18 protein-coding genes are annotated in these 17,382 nt (G+C 61.8%); all 18 read left to right on the top strand.

What is annotated here, in order from left to right:
- The 18 genes from fliN (at position 1) to AB5Y68_RS12990 (ending at position 17,343) form a co-directional block, all read left to right on the top strand.
- Positions 1-396, top strand: a complete 396-nt coding sequence (gene fliN, locus AB5Y68_RS13075) for a flagellar motor switch protein FliN (RefSeq protein ID WP_010673924.1) — start codon at positions 1-3, stop codon at positions 394-396.
- Positions 393-776, top strand: coding sequence for a flagellar biosynthetic protein FliO (gene fliO / locus AB5Y68_RS13070; RefSeq protein WP_010673925.1), 384 nt, complete (start codon positions 393-395; stop codon positions 774-776). Before fliN ends, fliO begins: the two co-directional genes overlap by 4 nt.
- Positions 763-1,521, top strand: a complete 759-nt coding sequence (gene fliP / locus AB5Y68_RS13065; protein ID WP_010673926.1) for a flagellar type III secretion system pore protein FliP — start codon at positions 763-765, stop codon at positions 1,519-1,521. Before fliO ends, fliP begins: the two co-directional genes overlap by 14 nt.
- A gap of 123 nt (positions 1,522-1,644) precedes the next feature.
- A complete protein-coding gene (gene fliQ, locus AB5Y68_RS13060) occupies positions 1,645-1,914 on the top strand; it encodes a flagellar biosynthesis protein FliQ (RefSeq protein WP_010673927.1) in 270 nt (89 codons plus the stop codon).
- Between the two features lie 85 nt (positions 1,915-1,999).
- Positions 2,000-2,797, top strand: a complete 798-nt coding sequence (gene fliR, locus AB5Y68_RS13055; protein ID WP_010673928.1) for a flagellar biosynthetic protein FliR — start codon at positions 2,000-2,002, stop codon at positions 2,795-2,797.
- Between the two features lie 74 nt (positions 2,798-2,871).
- Positions 2,872-4,002: a flagellar biosynthesis protein FlhB gene (flhB, locus tag AB5Y68_RS13050; RefSeq protein WP_010673929.1), complete on the top strand. Its 1,131-nt coding sequence runs from the start codon at positions 2,872-2,874 to the stop codon at positions 4,000-4,002.
- A gap of 267 nt (positions 4,003-4,269) precedes the next feature.
- Positions 4,270-6,372 carry a flagellar biosynthesis protein FlhA gene (flhA, locus tag AB5Y68_RS13045; RefSeq protein ID WP_010673930.1) on the top strand — a complete coding sequence of 701 codons (2,103 nt, stop codon included), beginning with the start codon at positions 4,270-4,272 and terminating at the stop codon, positions 6,370-6,372.
- Positions 6,373-6,388: 16 nt separating this feature from the next.
- Entirely contained in the window at positions 6,389-7,885 is a 1,497-nt protein-coding gene (gene flhF / locus AB5Y68_RS13040; protein WP_039039909.1) for a flagellar biosynthesis protein FlhF, read from the top strand.
- 1 nt (position 7,886) lies between these two features.
- Complete coding sequence (locus tag AB5Y68_RS13035; protein WP_010673932.1) at positions 7,887-8,762, top strand: MinD/ParA family protein; 876 nt, start codon at positions 7,887-7,889, stop codon at positions 8,760-8,762.
- On the top strand, positions 8,755-9,474 hold the full coding sequence (locus AB5Y68_RS13030; protein WP_029314170.1) for an RNA polymerase sigma factor FliA: 720 nt from the start codon (positions 8,755-8,757) through the stop codon (positions 9,472-9,474). The genes AB5Y68_RS13035 and AB5Y68_RS13030 overlap by 8 nt, the downstream gene beginning before the upstream one ends.
- A 110-nt stretch (positions 9,475-9,584) precedes the next feature.
- Positions 9,585-9,968 (top strand): chemotaxis response regulator CheY, encoded by a 384-nt coding sequence (gene cheY, locus AB5Y68_RS13025; RefSeq protein WP_010673934.1) that lies wholly within the window; start codon positions 9,585-9,587, stop codon positions 9,966-9,968.
- A 12-nt stretch (positions 9,969-9,980) separates the two neighbouring features.
- Positions 9,981-10,721: a protein phosphatase CheZ gene (locus tag AB5Y68_RS13020; RefSeq protein WP_010673935.1), complete on the top strand. Its 741-nt coding sequence runs from the start codon at positions 9,981-9,983 to the stop codon at positions 10,719-10,721.
- Between the two features lie 11 nt (positions 10,722-10,732).
- A complete protein-coding gene (locus tag AB5Y68_RS13015) occupies positions 10,733-12,883 on the top strand; it encodes a chemotaxis protein CheA (protein WP_039039908.1) in 2,151 nt (716 codons plus the stop codon).
- 31 nt (positions 12,884-12,914) lie between these two features.
- On the top strand, positions 12,915-14,030 hold the full coding sequence (locus AB5Y68_RS13010; protein ID WP_039039907.1) for a chemotaxis response regulator protein-glutamate methylesterase: 1,116 nt from the start codon (positions 12,915-12,917) through the stop codon (positions 14,028-14,030).
- Between the two features lie 2 nt (positions 14,031-14,032).
- On the top strand, positions 14,033-14,770 hold the full coding sequence (locus tag AB5Y68_RS13005) for a flagellar motor protein (RefSeq protein ID WP_039039906.1): 738 nt from the start codon (positions 14,033-14,035) through the stop codon (positions 14,768-14,770).
- A gap of 2 nt (positions 14,771-14,772) precedes the next feature.
- Positions 14,773-15,681: an OmpA family protein gene (locus AB5Y68_RS13000; RefSeq protein ID WP_039039905.1), complete on the top strand. Its 909-nt coding sequence runs from the start codon at positions 14,773-14,775 to the stop codon at positions 15,679-15,681.
- 4 nt (positions 15,682-15,685) lie between these two features.
- A complete protein-coding gene (locus tag AB5Y68_RS12995) occupies positions 15,686-16,480 on the top strand; it encodes a ParA family protein (protein ID WP_010673940.1) in 795 nt (264 codons plus the stop codon).
- Positions 16,477-17,343 carry a chemotaxis protein CheW gene (locus tag AB5Y68_RS12990; protein WP_039039904.1) on the top strand — a complete coding sequence of 289 codons (867 nt, stop codon included), beginning with the start codon at positions 16,477-16,479 and terminating at the stop codon, positions 17,341-17,343. Before AB5Y68_RS12995 ends, AB5Y68_RS12990 begins: the two co-directional genes overlap by 4 nt.
- Positions 17,344-17,382 lie beyond the last annotated feature (39 nt).

Genomic DNA, 17,382 nt, shown 5'->3' with positions numbered 1-17,382 from the left:
ATGAGCGGAACCGATGACGAGCAGGATTTGATGGCTGACGCCTGGGCGGCCGCACTGGAGGAGCAGGTCACGGCCGAAGCCAAGCCTGCCCCCCTGGAGGAGTTGAAGGACGAAGCCCCCATCAGCGCTGAAGAGCGGCGCAAGCTGGACACCATTCTGGACATCCCGGTGACCATCGCCATGGAAGTGGGTCGCAGCCAGATCAGCATTCGCAACCTGCTGCAACTGAACCAGGGCTCGGTGGTGGAGCTGGATCGGGTGGCGGGTGAGCCCCTGGACGTGCTGGTCAACGGCACCCTGATCGCCCACGGCGAGGTGGTGGTGGTGAACGACAAGTTCGGTATCCGCCTCACCGACGTCATCAGTCAGATTGAAAGGATCAAGAAGCTCAAATGATCCGTGTGCTCCCGTTGTGGCTGTTTTCCCTGCCTGCCCTGGCCAACCCGGGGGTAGGGGCGAATCCCCCTAGCCTCACCTCCTGGCTGCTCTCCAGCCTGATGGTGATCGGCCTTATTCTGGTGCTCGGCTTCCTGCTCAAGAAGAGCAAGCTTTCCCAGGTGATGGGAGGGGGCCAGATGAAGGTCATCGCCACCCTGCCCCTTGGCTACAAGGAGAAGCTGATGGTGGTCAAGGTGGGCGGCCAGCAGCTGCTGGTCGGGGTGACGCCGCAGCAGGTCAACTTCCTCTATCGCCTGGAGGAGCCGCTGGACGAGAGCCAGCCCCAGGCGTTCTCCGAGCAACTGGGCAAACTGATGGGCAAGCATGAAAAACGTTAACTGGACCCGGTGGCTGGCACTGCTCTCCCTGGTGCTCTCGCCCCTGGCGATGGCCCAGGACGGCATGTCTGCACTCACCGTCAAGACCATGGCGGATGGCAGTCAGGAGTACAGCCTGACCCTGCAGGTGCTGGCGCTGATGACCGCGCTCTCCTTCCTGCCGGCCATGGTGATCATGATGACCTCCTTCACCCGGATCATCGTGGTGCTCGGCATCCTGCGCCAGGCCATCGGTCTGCAGCAGAGCCCCTCCAACCAGGTGCTGATCGGCATCGCCCTCTTCATGTCGTTTTTCATCATGTCGCCGGTGCTGGATCGCATCAACAACGAGGCGCTGCAGCCCTATCTGGCCGAGACCATCGGGGCCAAGGAGGCCCTGGAGAAGGCGGAGCTGCCCATTCACCAGTTCATGCTGGCCCAGACCCGGGTCAAGGATCTCAATACTTTCATGGAGATAGCGAACGTGCAGGTGGCCGAGCCTGCGGACGTGCCGCTGCGGGTGCTGATCCCGGCCTTTGTCACCAGCGAGCTCAAGACCGCCTTCCAGATAGGCTTCATGCTGTTTCTGCCCTTCCTGGTCATCGATCTGGTGGTCGCCAGTATCCTGATGGCCATGGGGATGATGATGCTCTCCCCCATGCTGGTCTCCCTGCCGTTCAAGCTGATGCTGTTCGTCATGGTGGATGGCTGGAACCTTATTCTGGGCTCCCTGGCCACCAGCTTCGGGCTGGGCTCGGGTGGTTAGGGGAGGGCAGACCCTCCCCCTGGCTCTCCCCTTCACTCGGGGAGGGCGCGAGGCCTCTCTTTCTCTCGAAGGAGGAGGCCGGGAGGATGCGGCCTTGGGCAAACCCATCACAAGGAGCGAGCAATGAGTCCTGAAACCTTCGTCGACGTCTTTCGCGAGGCGCTTTGGCTGGTGACCATCATGGTGTGCGCCGTGATCCTGCCGAGCCTGATGGTGGGGTTGGTGGTCGCCATCTTCCAGGCCGCCACCTCCATCAACGAACAGACTTTGAGCTTCCTGCCCCGTCTGGTGGTCACCCTGCTGGCCCTGGGGGCGGGGGCTCACTGGGGATTGCAGAGTCTGATGGACTTCTTCCAGCTGATGGTGAGCCAGATCCCCGAGGTGGTGGGCTGATGCCAGCCAAGGGCCACCCTTTCGCTCTGGCAGACCGGTGCCTGCGTCCTCCCGTTGGCCTGCCCCTGCCGGGAGTGTTGCTGTCATGACCTACACCACGGCGCTCATCATGGAGTGGCTCTCCTCCATCCTCTGGCCCCTGGCCCGGGTGAGCAGTCTCCTGATGGTGATGGCGGTCTTTGGCAGCCGGCTCGCCCCTGCCCATATCCGCATCGGCCTGGCGCTGGCGATCACCCTCATCATCGCCCCCCTGCTGCCCCCCATGCCGAAGATCGAGCTCTTCTCCCTCGGCAGCTTCTTGGTGCTGGGGCAGCAACTGCTCATCGGCATCGCGCTCGGCCTCATGACCCAGTTCCTGCTGGAGACCTTCGTGATGGCGGGTCAGGTCATCGCCATGCAGACCAGCCTGGGCTTTGCCACCCTGGTGGACCCCATGAACGGCCAGTCGGCTCCCGTGGTGGGCCAGTTCTACCTGATGCTGGCGACCCTGGTGTTTCTCGCGGTGGACGGCCACCTGCTGATGCTGCGCATGGTGGTGCTGAGTTTCGAAACCCTGCCGGTATCTGACAGCGGGCTCACCCTGCCTGCCATCCGCAGCCTGGTGAGCTTTCTCGGGGTCATGTATCAGGCTTCTCTGGTGATGGCGCTCTCGGCCATCATCGCCCTGCTGCTGATCAACTTCGCGTTCGGGGTGATGACCCGTGCGGCCCCCCAGCTCAACATCTTCAGCATCGGCTTTGCGGTGAGCATGATGTCGGGCCTGTTCATCCTCTGGCTCACCATCGGTGGCTTCATGGGGCACTTCGACGCGCTCTGGGAGCGGGTGCAGGAGACCAGCTGCGAGCTCATCAACGTCCAGTGCTTCGGGGGCCAGCATGACTGAGGCCCTCCCGGTTGCGGCCCTTTTGACGCCACTCTGGCGGGCCGCCAGTCGGCTGATGCCGGCAGGAGGCCAGCATGGCTGATACCGATCAGGAACGCACAGAGCAACCCACGGGCAAACGACTGCAACAGGCCCGGGAAAAAGGGCAGATTGCACGTTCCAAGGAGCTGGGTACCGCCAGCGTCCTGCTGGCGACCGTGTTCGGCCTCCTGATGATCAAGGAGAGTCTGGCAGGGGCCATGATCAAGGTGCTCACCATGGGCTTTACCCTGGACCGGGACCAGGCGTTCGACCCCAATGCCATGGGGGCCATGGTGCCCGCCCTGCTGGGGGAGCTGATCCAGCCTCTGGGGCTGCTGTTCATGCTGGTGATCATCGCCGCCTTCGTCGGCAACACCCTGCTCGGCGGGATGAACTTCTCCTCCGAGGCCATGCTGCCCAAGTGGAGCAAGCTGAGCCCCCTGAGCGGCATCAAAAGGATGTTCGGGGTGCAATCCCTGGTGGAACTTGTCAAATCCATCGCGAAAGTGGTGTTTATCAGTCTGTTCGCCTGGTGGATGCTATCAAGCCAGTTCAACCATCTGCTGAATCTCTCTCTCGAGGGCTTTCCCGGCGGCATCGTCGATGCCCTGGACCTGCTGCTCTGGATGCTGATCATCCTCTGCTGCGCCCTGATCCCCATTGTCGCCATCGACGTGCCGTTCCAGAGTTGGAACCACAATCGCCAGCTGAAGATGACCAAGCAGGAGATCAAGGACGAGTTCAAGGACAGCGAAGGCAAGCCCGAGGTCAAAGGGCGGATACGCCAGTTGCAGATGCAGATGGCCATGCGCCGCATGATGGGGGATGTCCCCAAGGCCGATGTGATCATCACCAACCCGACCCACTACTCGGTGGCGCTCAAATACGATGCGGGCAAGCCGGGGGCGGCGCCCAAGGTACTGGCCAAGGGGGTCGACGAGGTGGCGATGAAGATCCGGGAGATCGGGCGCGAATACGACATCCCCGTCATGTCCTCCCCGCCGCTCACCCGGGCTCTTTACCACGCCACCGAGATTGGCCAGGAGATCCCGGAGGGGCTCTTCGCCGCCGTCGCCCAGGTCCTGGCCTATGTCTATCAGCTCAAGAAGTTCCGCCGTGGCCGCGGCCGGCGTCCGACCCCCATCGCCACGGATCTGCCCATTCCACCCGAGTTTCGCAAATAAAGCGGTGGGATGGCCCTCCATCCGATCTCTCCCTTGTGACGCAAACAAGGCCGCAATCTCCCTGTCGAGGCGCGTCGCCTCGCCCCATGGCCTGGGCTGGCCTTTGGCCTGCTTGGTGAAGGCCGCTTCCCCCTGTCACCATTCCCCGTGACGCCAACGACGGACTTCTGACAGCGTTAAAATAAAAGCCATATAAATCAATGCATTGAATCCTTGGCTTGATATTTGCTTTAATTCGCTATTGGCAGTTTATCATTGAGATGCACGATGGGATTCAAAGCGGGACTGGGCCGTTTCAAAGAGTACAAGTGGCTGCTCAGCAGAGGGGTAGGGACGCCGCTGCTGGTATTGGCCTCTCTGGGGATGGTGGTACTCCCCATTCCGCCCCTGATGCTGGATATCCTCTTTTCCTTCAACATCGCCCTCTCCATTGTGGTGCTGCTGGTGGCGGTCTATACCCGCCGCCCCCTGGAATTTGCCGCCTTTCCCACCGTCTTGCTGATCGCCACCCTGCTGCGGCTCGCCCTCAACGTTGCCTCCACCCGGGTGGTGTTGCTGGAAGGCCACAACGGCAGCGCGGCGGCAGGCCATGTGATCGAGGCGTTCGGCAACGTGGTGATCGGCGGCAACTATGCCGTGGGCATCATCGTCTTCATGATCCTGGTGATCATCAACTTCGTGGTGGTCACCAAGGGTGCGGGCCGGATCTCCGAGGTGAGCGCCCGCTTCACCCTTGACGCCATGCCCGGCAAGCAGATGGCCATCGATGCGGACCTGAACGCCGGTCTCATCAATCAGGAAGAGGCCAAGAAGCGCCGTCAGGACGTGACTCAGGAAGCGGACTTCTACGGCTCCATGGACGGTGCCTCCAAATTCGTGAAGGGGGATGCCATCGCGGGCATCATGATCCTCTTCATCAACATCATCGGCGGCTTCATCATCGGCATGATGCAGCACCAGCTCACCTTCGGCGAAGCGGCCCAGGTCTATACCCTGCTCGCCATCGGTGACGGTCTGGTCGCCCAGATCCCCTCGCTCCTGCTCTCCATTGCCGCGGCCATCATCGTCACCCGTCAGAATACCGACCAGGACATGGGGACAGCGGTACTCGGCCAACTGTTCGAAAATCCCAAGGCGCTGGTGATCTCCGCCGGCATCCTGCTGATGATGGGCAGCGTACCCGGCATGCCGCACCTGGCTTTCCTGAGCCTGGGGGCGGTGGCGGCGGCGGGCGCCTGGTGGCTGCTGCGCCGCGAGAAGCAGAACAAGGCGAAGGCGGCAAGCGGCGAACTCATGCCGGCCCAGGGGGATGCCCCGGTGGAGCAGAAGGATCTCAGCTGGGACGACGTCATGCCGGTGGACATCATCGGCCTGGAGGTGGGTTATCAGCTGATACCTCTGGTGGACAAGAATCAGGGGGGCGAGCTGCTCAACCGGATCAAGGGGGTGCGCAAGAAGCTCTCCCAGGAGCTGGGCTTTCTGGTGCCTGCCGTCCACATTCGCGACAATCTGGATCTTGCCCCCAACCAGTACCGCATCACCCTGATGGGCGTGAGCACGGGGGAAGCCACCGTCTATCACGACAAGGAGATGGCCATCAACCCGGGGCAGGTGTTCGGCCAGATCCACGGTATCGCTACCCAGGACCCGGCGTTCGGGCTGGAGGCGGTCTGGGTCGCCAAGGAGCAGGTCTCCCAGGCCCAGACCCTTGGCTACACCGTGGTCGATGCGGCCACCGTGGTGGCTACCCACCTGAGCCAGATCCTCTCCAACCATGCGGCGCTGCTGCTGGGTCATGACGAGGTGCAACAACTGCTCGACATGATAGGGAAGCATCAGAGCAAGCTGGTGGAAGGACTGGTTCCCGAGGTGATCAGCATGGGCAACCTGGTGAAGGTATTGCAGAATTTGCTCAATGAAGGCGTGCCAATTCGCGATATGCGCACTATCCTGCAGACCCTCGTGGAATATGCGCCCCGCAGCCCGGACCCGGAAGTGCTGACCGCAGCCTGCCGGATCGCCCTGCGCAGATTGATTGTGCAGGAGATTGCCGGCCCCGAACCCGAGCTGCCGGTGATCACCTTGTCACCAGAACTGGAACGTATATTGCATCAATCCCTGCAAGCAGGTGGGGGAGATGGCGCCGGTATCGAACCGGGACTGGCGGAGCGGATGCAACGCTCCCTGGTGGAAGCCACTCAACGACAAGAACTGGAAGGCCAGCCGGCCGTGCTTCTGACATCGGGGATATTGCGCAATACCCTGGCGAAATTTGTCAAGAATGCCATTCCTGGATTACGCGTGCTGTCCTATCAGGAAGTGCCTGACGACAAGCAGATCCGCATCGTCAGTGCGGTGGGACAGGGCTAGTTAGCGGAGATGACGGGTGAAGATTAAGCGGTTTTTTGCCAAAGACATGCGCACGGCGCTGGCCGAGGTCAAGGAGACTCTCGGACCCGATGCCGTCATCATGTCCAACAAAAAGGTCACCGGTGGGGTGGAGATAGTCGCGGCCGTCGATTATCAATCCCAGGTACCGGGGCCTAAAGACGCGCCGGTTCGCCGTCAGTTGAATGAAGAGAGCGTCAATATCTCGTCTGCGGGCAAGCAGATGACGAGGTCGGCGCCACCCAAGGAACAGAACGAATACTACGCCGATACCCTGGCGGCCCTGCTGGCACGCCAGCAGAAGCTCAATCCGGCCAACCCGGCGGGTGGTAATGGCGCCCCGGGATCATGGTCTGGCAACGGAGGTAACGGTCAGCCAGCTTCGGCCTCCTGGCCCGCCAATGGCGCTGCCGGCACCCAGTCCGCCGGACTGGCGGGCGCGGCCAGTGCTCCCAGAACCCTGGCCGAACAGGGCCAGTGGGGCGCCGCTCCCGAGCCCGCCAAGCCCAAGGCCCGTCCTGCCGCCGCCCCGCGCCAGACCCTGTCCGCCCAGCGGGATCAGGAGATGGAGGGGATGCGCAAGGAGATGGCCAGCATCCGCAAGCTGCTGGAGCACCAGATCTCCGGCCTGATGTGGCAGGAGGTGGAGCGCCGCGAACCCATGCGCGCCCTGCTCATCAAGGAACTCAAGAAGATGGGGTTCGACGATGCCTTCGCCGATCAACTGGCGGGCCTCATCCCCGAAGACATGCCGATCCATCAGGCCATGGCCCAACTGGCCGAGGTGCTGACGGCCCAGCTCAAGATCAGCGAGGACGAGATCCTGCGTCAGGGGGGGGCGGTGGCCCTGCTCGGACCGACCGGGGTGGGCAAGACCACCACCATCGCCAAGCTGGCGGCCCGCTTTGCCATGAAGTATGGCGCCGAGCAGGTGGCGCTCATTACCACGGACAACTACCGGATCGGGGCCCACGAACAGCTGCAGACCTATGGTCGCATCATGGGTTGCCCGGTGCGTCAGGTGCGGGACGCCGAAGAGCTGGCCAGTGCCCTCTATCAGTTCCGCCATCGCCGGCTGGTGCTCATCGACACCGCCGGGGTGGGTCAGCGGGATATCCGCCTGACCGAACAGCTAGACACCCTGGTGAAGAATGCCAAGGTGCGCATCCGCAGTTATCTGGTCATGTCGGCCACCTCCCAGCGACGGGTGATGCAGGAGGCGGTGGATCACTTCCGGCGCATTCCGCTCTCCGGCTGCATTCTGACCAAGCTCGACGAGAGCCTGAATCTGGGTGAAGTGATCAACGTGTGCATTCAAAACGCCCTGCCCATCAGTTACATCACCGACGGGCAACGGGTGCCGGAAGATATTCAAGTTGCCAACGCGGCGCTGCTGGTCGGTGCCGCCATGGGGTCGCTGGAACGGGAAGCAGAAGATCCCTATTTCTGGGGATCGGGTTTTGGCGAATCCGAAGATTCGGAGTTTTATGAGTAACATGTATATGGATCAGGCGAGTGGTCTGCGCAAAATGCGTCAAAACAATCGAGTGAAAGTGATCGCCGTGTCCGGAGGCAAGGGGGGCGTCGGCAAGACCAACGTGACCCTGAACGTGGCGGGAGCCATGGCCGCCCAGGGCAAGCGGGTGTTGGTGCTGGACGCCGACCTTGGCCTGGCCAACGTCGACGTCATGCTGGGGCTGAGGGTGCATCGCAACCTCTCCCATGTGCTGGCGGGGGAATGCACCCTGGATGACATCATCGTCGAGGGGCCCTACGGCATGATGATAGTGCCAGCCACCTCGGGTACCCAGTCCATGGTCGAGCTCTCCCCGGTACAACATGCCGAGCTCATCCGCGCCTTCAGCGAGATGAAGACCCAGGTGGACGTGTTGCTGGTGGACACGGCGGCGGGGATTTCCGACATGGTGCTGAGCTTCACCCGTGCCGCCCAGGACATCATGGTGGTGGTGTGCGATGAACCCACCTCCATCACGGATGCCTACGCGCTCATCAAGATCCTCTCCAAGGATCACGGTGTGTTCCGCTTCAAGGTGGTGGCCAACATGGTCCGCTCCCTGCGCGAGGGACAGGAGCTGTTCGCCAAGCTGACCCGGGTCACCGACCGCTTCCTGGATACCTCCCTGGAGCTGGTGGCCTGCGTGCCTTACGACACCAACCTGCGGGCCGCGGTGCGCAAGCAGAAACTGATAGTTGAGGCGTTTCCAAAATCCCCTGCCGCCCTGGCATTTCGTGCCCTGGCGAACAAGGCGGCGAGCTGGCCCATCCCGAATCAGCCGGGGGGCCACCTCGAATTTTTCCTGGAAAACTTGTTGCAAAAGCCGGTCATAACACAGGAAGACTCCCGTGAATAAAGCCCAAGCATACTTGCGTCATCAGGATTCCTACGTGCTGGTTGAGCGACACGCTCCGCTGGTCAAGCGGATTGCCCAGCATTTATTGGCTCGCCTGCCAAGCAGTGTCTTGCTGGATGACCTGATCCAGGCAGGTATGATTGGGCTGCTCGAAGCTTCCCGCAACTTTGACGGCAGCAAGGGCGCCAGCTTTGAAACCTATGCCGGCATCCGCATCCGTGGTGCCATGCTCGACGAGATCCGCCGCGGAGACTGGGTGCCCCGCTCGGTGCACCGCAACAGCCGTGCCATCGCAGAAGCGATCGAGAACGTGGAGCAGGCCCATGGCCGGGATGCCAGAGACACCGAGGTGGCCGCCAATATGGGGGTGTCCCTCGGGGAGTACCATGCCATGCTGCAGGATGTCTCCTGCGGCAAGATCATCGGCATCGAGGATCTGGGCGTCAGTGAAGATGTCATCGGTCATCCCGATGAAGGCAACGGTCAGGGAGGATTCGACGATCTGGCGGCTGAACGCTTCCAGGGGGCCCTGGCGGAGCACATCGCCCGCCTGCCGGAGCGGGAGGCGCTGGTGCTCTCCCTTTATTACGATGAAGAGCTGAATCTGCGCGAGATCGGTGAAGTATTGAGTGTAAGTGAGTCTCGGGTGAGCCAGATTCATAGTCAGGCCATGCACAGGCTGCGCGCCCGTTTGCGAGATTGGAATTTATAAGTGGTTGTACTGGCTACACTGGAGCACAACTCTAAGGCATAATCCGCACCATAAAACCTGCGATCTGCATCATGTAAGTGAGCCGTCTTGGCGGCTATTTAGGAGGAACTTTGGACAAGAACATGAAAATCCTCATCGTCGATGACTTTTCAACGATGCGCCGGATTATCAAGAACTTGCTGCGTGACCTGGGATACAACAATACCCATGAAGCAGACGATGGCAACACGGCGTTGCCGATGCTGAAAAATGGCGACTTCCAGTTCGTGGTCACCGACTGGAACATGCCTGGCATGCAGGGCATCGACCTGCTCAAGGCGATTCGCCTCGACGACAAGCTCAAGCACCTGCCGGTTCTGATGGTGACTGCCGAAGCCAAACGCGAGCAGATCATCGAAGCCGCCCAGGCCGGGGTCAATGGCTATATCGTCAAGCCGTTCACCGCTGCCACCCTCAAAGAGAAGCTCGACAAAATCTTTGAACGTATCGGCTAAGGAGCGGCAGGGATGAAGGCCAAAACGAGTGCCATGATCTCGCTTGACCAGGCAAGGATGCTGGTTGCCCACCTGGAGCGGGAAGAGTTTGAACAGGCCGATACCATCCTCGCCGATGTGTGCGCCCCCAATGCGGCGGCCCTGTTTGACAAGGTGGGGCAGCTGACCCGCCAATTGCATAACTCATTGCAGGATTTTCGCCTGGATCCCAGGATCCCCGACCTGGCCACCCATGAGATCCCGGATGCCCGGGAGCGTCTGAGCTATGTCATCGACATGACGGACAAGGCGGCCAATCGCACCATGGATGCGGTCGAGGCCAGTCTGCCCATCGCCGATCGACTCAACGACAACATTCAGCTGGTCATGCCCAACTGGAATGCCCTGATGAGCCGGGATCTCGAGCTGGGTCAATTCAAGGCGCTGTGCCATCAACTGAATGATTTTATTAAGGCTTCTGAGACGGATGCCGATAAGTTACGACAACTGCTGACGGAAATTCTGATGGCTCAGGATTTCCAGGACCTGACCGGTCAGATGATCCGCAAGGTGATCAAACTGGTGCAGGAAGTTGAAACGAAGTTGATAGAGATGCTGACCATGTTCGGTGAGGGCGTTAGCGACAATTCGGCACGTAGCCTGCCAGCGAGCGGCATCGAGGCGGAAGGGCCCATCATGAACCCGCAGACCCGCTCAGATGTGGTCAATGGTCAAGATGATGTGGACGATCTGCTGTCTAGCCTGGGATTCTAATGGAGTGACGCATGGCCTTCGAAGTTGATGAAGACATACTGCAAGACTTTTTGGTCGAAGCATCAGAAATATTGGAACAGTTGTCTGAACAACTGGTCGACTTGGAAAAGCGGCCCGATGACAAGAACCTGTTGAACGCCATCTTCCGCGGCTTCCACACCGTCAAGGGGGGAGCGGGTTTCCTCTCTCTCACCGAACTGGTGGATGTCTGTCACGGTGCCGAGAACCTGTTCGACATGCTGCGCAACGGCAAGCGGACCCTCAGTGCCGAGCTGATGGATGTCATCTTGCAGGCGCTGGATGCCATCAACGTCATGTTTGCCCAGGTCCAGAACCGCGAAGAGATAAGCCCCGCCTCTCCCGATCTGCTGCACGATCTGCACGAGCTGTGCAAGCCGGAAGGGCAGGAGCAGCTGCGTACCGCCAGCGTGGCGGCCCAGCCAGAGCCTGAGCCCGAACCCGCACCAGAACCCGAGGTCATCGCCGAGGTGGCGCCTGTCGCCGTCAATGGCGGTGGCTCCATCGACGAGATCTCCGCCGACGAATTTGAACGCCTGCTCGATGAGCTGCACGGTGTCGGCAAAGCGCCGACGGTCTCTGCCGCCCCCGTGCTGAGCGGTTCAGGTGACATCACAGACGACGAATTCGAAGCCCTGCTCGACCAGCTCCATGGTCAGGGCCAGCACGGTGGTGCCCCCGATCTGGCACCTTTGCAGTCGGTCCAGAAAGAGGTGGACGAGCTCATCGACGACGATGAGTTCGAGCGCCTGCTGGATGAACTGCACGGCCGTGGCCAGGCGCCCCAGCACAGTCTGGCGTCTGCTCCTGCGCCCGCTCCCGAACCCAAGGCCCCGGCACCCGCTGCCCCCGCAGCCCCGGTGACGCCGCCCAAGGCGCCGGTGGCCGCCAAACCCGCGCCGGCAGAGCCCCCAGCGCCAGCCAAGGCCGCCCCTGCCAAGCAGGCCGCTCCCGCCGAGAGCAGCGCGGTACAGAGCGATACCACGGTGCGGGTGGATACCAAGACCCTGGACGTCATCATGAACATGGTGGGCGAACTGGTGCTGGTGAGAAACCGCCTGGTGAGCCTCGGCATCGCCAGCAATGATGAAGAGATGTCCAAGGCTGTCGCGAACCTCGACGTCGTGACCGCCGATCTGCAGGGCGCGGTCATGAAGACCCGCATGCAGCCTATCAAGAAAGTATTCGGCCGCTTCCCGCGTGTGGTGCGCGACCTGGCTCGTACCCTCAAGAAGGAGATCGAGCTGGTGATGGTGGGTGAGGACACGGATCTGGACAAGAACCTGGTGGAGGCCCTGGCCGACCCCCTGGTTCACCTGGTGCGCAACTCCTGCGACCATGGCGTCGAGATGCCGGACGTGCGCGAGAAGGCGGGCAAACCCCGTCAGGGTACCATCACCCTGAGCGCCTCCCAGCAAGGGGACCACATTCTGCTCTGCATCGAGGATGACGGCGCAGGGATGGACCCGGAGAAGCTCAAGTCCATCGCCATCAGCCGTGGCGTGCTCGATGCTGACAGCGCGGCGCGCATGAGCGACAACGATGCCTACAACCTGATCTTCGCCCCCGGCTTCTCCACCAAGTCGGAGATCTCCGACATCTCCGGCCGTGGAGTGGGCATGGACGTGGTGAAGACCAGCATCGTCAGCCTCAATGGCTCGGTGCACATCGATTCCACCTGGGGCAAGGGCACCCGTCTCGAGATCAAGGTTCCCCTGACCCTGGCCATTCTGCCGACCCTGATGGTGGAGGTGGGTCAGCAGACCTTCGCCCTGCCCCTCGGTTGCGTGAATGAAATTTTCCACCTGGATCTGAAAAAGGCCAACGTGGTGGATGGCCAGCTCACCATCATCGTCCGTGACAAGGCGATTCCGCTGTTCTACCTGCACAAGTGGCTGGTACGCGGTGCCGGCAAGACGGCCCGCCAGGACCAGGGCCACGTGGTCATCGTCCAGATAGGGACCCAGCAGGTGGGCTTCGTGGTAGACAACCTCATCGGTCAGGAAGAGGTGGTGATAAAGCCCCTGGACAACCTGCTGCAAGGTACCCCCGGCATGGCCGGCGCTACCATTACCAGCGACGGCGGCATCGCCCTCATTCTGGATGTGCCCAGCCTGCTCAAGGCCTATGCCCGTCGCCACTGAGCGCCAGGCTCAAGGAGTTAAAAGAATAACAATGGCAGTCAAGGTATTAGTGGTCGACGATTCGAGTTTCTTCCGCCGCCGGGTCAGCGAAATCATCAATCAGGATCCCCTGATGACGGTGATCGACACGGCCCAGAACGGGCGGGAGGCGGTAGACAAGGCACAGCAGTTACGGCCAGACGTCATTACCATGGACATTGAAATGCCGGTGCTCGACGGCATCAGCGCCGTGCGCGAGATCATGGCCAAGTGTCCGACCCCCATCCTGATGTTCTCCTCCCTGACCCACGAGGGAGCCAAGGCAACCCTGGATGCGCTGGATGCGGGCGCCCTCGATTTTCTGCCCAAGAAGTTTGAAGACATCGCCCGCGACAAGGACGAAGCCGTCAACCTGCTGCAGCAGCGGGTCAAGGAGATCGCCCGCAAACGCTTCCTGATGGCCACCCGGCCCCGTGCCCCCGAGCCTGCCGCCCGGCCCGCCGTCACGGGGGCCCTGAATCGTCCCTTGGCCGAACGCCAGCCCGAGCCTGTGCGGGCAGCGGCGGCTCCCGCCGCGTTCAAGCGCAGCGGCAAGAGTTACCAGCTGGTTGCCATCGGTACCTCCACCGGCGGGCCGGTGGCACTGCAGAACGTGCTGACCAAGCTGCCGGGGGATTTCCCTCATCCCATTCTGCTGATCCAGCACATGCCAGCCACCTTCACCGCTGCCTTTGCCGCTCGCCTCAACGGGCTGTGCCAGATAGGGGTCAAGGAGGCGCAGGACGGCGACGTGCTCAAGCCGGGTCAGGCCTATCTTGCCCCCGGTGGCAAGCAGATGCTGCTGGAAGGGCGCGGGCCCGGTGCCCGTCTTCGCATCATCGATGGCAATGACAAGGTCAACTACAAACCCTGCGTGGACATTACCTTCGCCTCCGCTGCCAAGACCTATGGCGACAAGGTGCTGGCCATCGTCCTGACCGGCATGGGTGCGGATGGCCGCGACGGTGCCCGTCTGCTCAAGGAGCAGGGGGCGACCATCTGGGCGCAGGATGAAGCCTCCTGCGTGGTCTATGGCATGCCCCAGGCCGTTGCCAAGGCGGGCATAGCAAGCGAATCCCTGCCGCTGGATCGGGTGGCCCAGCGCATTCTGGTCGAGTTGGGTCGCTGACCATGGGCATGCTCGGCCTGGTGCTGGCGCTGGGGGCCGTCGTCATCGCCCAGTGGTGGCATGGCGGGAGCCTGCTGACCCTGCTGGATGGGCCGGCCTTTGTCATCGTCGTCGGGGGAACCTGGGGGGCGGTGATCTTGCAGACTCCCCGCAGGTACCTGCTCAGTGCCCTGAGGCAGGCTACCTGGATGCTGTTTCCGCCGCAGCTGGATCTTGCGGAGCAGGCCGAGCGCCTGAAGGCGTGGGCCCAGTTCGCCCGCCAGCAAGGCTTGCTGGCGCTGGAAAACCAGGCCGAGGCCGAGCCCGATCCCTTCACCCGCCAGGGGCTTTCCATGATTGTGGATGGCGTATCCATCGAGGATATCCGCAGCCTGCTGGAGGCGGATATCGACATCGAGCAGGAGCGCAACGAGCACTCGGCCAGGGTGTTCGAGTCCATGGGGGGGTACAGCCCGACCATCGGCATCATCGGGGCCGTGATTGGCCTCATCCAGGCCATGTTTCATCTGGAGGAGCCAGGCACCCTGGGGGCGGGCATTGCCGTGGCCTTCGTCGCCACCATCTACGGGGTGGGCTTTGCCAACTTGCTCTATCTGCCGATTGCGAATCGGTTGCGCGCCTTCCACTACCATTACGGCCTCTATCAGGAGATGACCCTGGAGGGGCTTCTGGCCATCGCCCACGGGGAGAACGGCCCGCAGGTTGAAAGGCGGTTACGGGCTTATCTGAAAGGGGAGTAGCCATGCGCAAGCGCTATCGTTTGCACCTGCAAGGGCGAGAGCATCTCGATCGCTGGCTGGTCTCCTATGCCGATTACATGACGCTCATCTTCGCCCTTTTCGTGGTGCTCTACTCCGTTGCCATCGTCAACAAGGAGGAGTACCGCGCCGTCATCGAGGGCATGACCCAGGCCTTCAACCAGGCGCCGCGCAGCGATGGCCTGCTGGAAGGGCGGGGTAATTCCTTGCTGGACAACTCGGTCTCGGCCGCCCCCAGCCTGCTGGAGAGCCAGGCCTCTGCGTCCCCCTCGCGGGCCCCCATCACGGGTACGCCCGTCTCGCAAGATGGCACGGCTCTTGCGCAGATCGACATGCAGATCCAGGAGTCCATGGGCGCCCTGGTCGATGCGGGGGTGGTGAAGCTTGCGCAGGATGACAACTGGCTGACGGTGGAGCTGAGTTCAGGTCTCCTGTTCAACAGTGGCAGCGCTTTTCTGGGGAACAATGCCGCACCCGTGCTCGATACGCTTTCAGGTATTCTCAAACCGGTCGATAACTATGTCAGGGTGCGGGGCTACACGGATAACCAACCGATAAACAACGAAATTTTCCGCTCCAACTGGACATTGTCAGCGGCCCGCGCCGAGGCAGTGCTCAATGCCCTGGTGGGCAAGGGGGTGGCTCCCGGTCGGCTCGCCTACGAGGCGTACGGAGAGTTTTCCCCCTTCGTCGACAATGGCACCGAGCAGGGACGATTACAGAATCGCAAGGTGGTGGTCGCCATATCCAGATTCGCCTGGGTGCCGCCAGCCCCCGTCAAACCGCTGACGGGGGCACCGGTGCAGGACGCACCGCAGAGTGTCGACAGTGAAAAGATCAGGGTGATCGCGCTGCCCGGTGGGGGCATACGCATAACAACAAGGCAGGATTGATACAGTGATTGTTTGGACGGTTGCCAATCAGAAAGGTGGAGTCGGTAAAACCACCACGGTCGTCTCCCTGGCGGGCATTCTGGCCCAGCGTGGCCAGCGGGTACTGCTGATCGACACCGACCCCCACGCCTCCCTGACCTCCTATCTCGATTTCGACTCGGACAGGCTGGAAGGCACCCTGTACGAGTTGTTCCAGGCGGCCAAACCCAGCGCCGAGCTGGTCAACCGGATGACCCTCAAGACCCGATTCGAGAACATCAGCCTGCTGCCCGCCTCGATTACCCTGGCCACGCTGGATCGGGTGATGGGCAACCGGGAAGGGATGGGGTTGGTGCTCAAGCGCGCTCTGCTGCGGGTGCAGGATCAGTTCGACTACGTGCTCATCGACTGCCCGCCGGTGCTGGGGGTCATGATGGTGAACGCGCTGGCGGCCTGCGATCGCATCCTGGTGCCGGTACAGACCGAATTCCTGGCCCTCAAGGGGCTGGAGCGGATGATGAAGACCTTCGAGATCATGCAGCGCTCCAAGCGGGAGAAGTTCCGCTACACCATCATTCCGACCATGTTTGACAAGCGTACCCGCGCCTCCCTGATGACATTGCAGTCCATCAAGGAGCAGTATGGGGAGGCAGTGTGGAATGCGGTCATTCCCATCGACACCAAATTCAGGGATGCCAGTCTGGTGCACATTCCTCCCTCCATCTATGCACCGGGCAGCCGGGGCACCTATGCCTATGAGACCCTGCTCAACCATCTCGACGCGCTGGAGCGTCAACGGACCCAGGAGGTGATGCCGTGAGAGAGACCACCCAGGTTCGGGCCATGGACGACTATTTCCACTCCCTGCTGCTGGACGATGCCCTGCTGCGGGAAGATCCCGAAGACGAAGCACCGGCCCCAGCGTTGCAACGTCAGACCGTCGCCGTGCCGGAGGTGACTGCCACCCCCTATCTTGAAGCCGATACCCGACTGGCCCAGCTGAGCGAGCTGCTTGCCCAGGTGGGACAGGTCCAGTTCGAGATGGATGCCCTGAGCCACGAAGAGGTGCATGTCGAGCCATTCCAGCTCGAGGCGGAGGTGGTTGACAGTGAGCCTCTGGTCGCCCTGGCAGAGCCGATGGTGGAAGCCGTGGCGGAGGAAGTCGAGCCCGTCGCCCTCGCGGTGGCGGAACCCGCGCCCGCCCTTGAGGCGGCGCCCGCACCGTCGACCTGGGAGAACCTGGATACCGGCAACGAGTTTCAGGCGCTCTTCTTCGATGTGGCCGGGGTGACGTTTGCGGTGCCTCTGACCGAGTTGGGGGGCATCCATCAACTGGGGGAGGTGACCTCTCTCTTCGGCCAACCGGGCTGGTACAAGGGGATCATGACCTCCCGCGAGCAGAAGATGAACGTGGTGGACACGGCCCAGTGGGTCATGCCGGGCCAGCATCTGGAGATGGACGATTACAAATATCTGATTATGCTGGGAGAATCACCCTGGGGATTGGCTTGTCACCAGTTGAAGGGCACAGAACTGCTGCACCGGGACCAGGTGAAGTGGCGCCATCAGGAGGGCAAGCGCCCCTGGCTGGCCGGCATGGTCAAGGAGAAGATGTGTGCCTTGCTGCACGTCAGGGAGCTCTTGCTGCTGCTAGGCCGGGGCGTGAACATCGAAGGCCGCTGACAACATCGGCATCACCATGGTTTTATTGCTAATTTTACC

The sequence above is a fragment of the Aeromonas sp. R6-1 genome, assembly GCF_040908165.1.
GTDB classification, from domain to species: domain Bacteria; phylum Pseudomonadota; class Gammaproteobacteria; order Enterobacterales; family Aeromonadaceae; genus Aeromonas; species Aeromonas caviae.
Note: the sequence above shows the minus strand (reverse complement) of the source record. Positions and strands in the feature narration are given on the sequence as shown.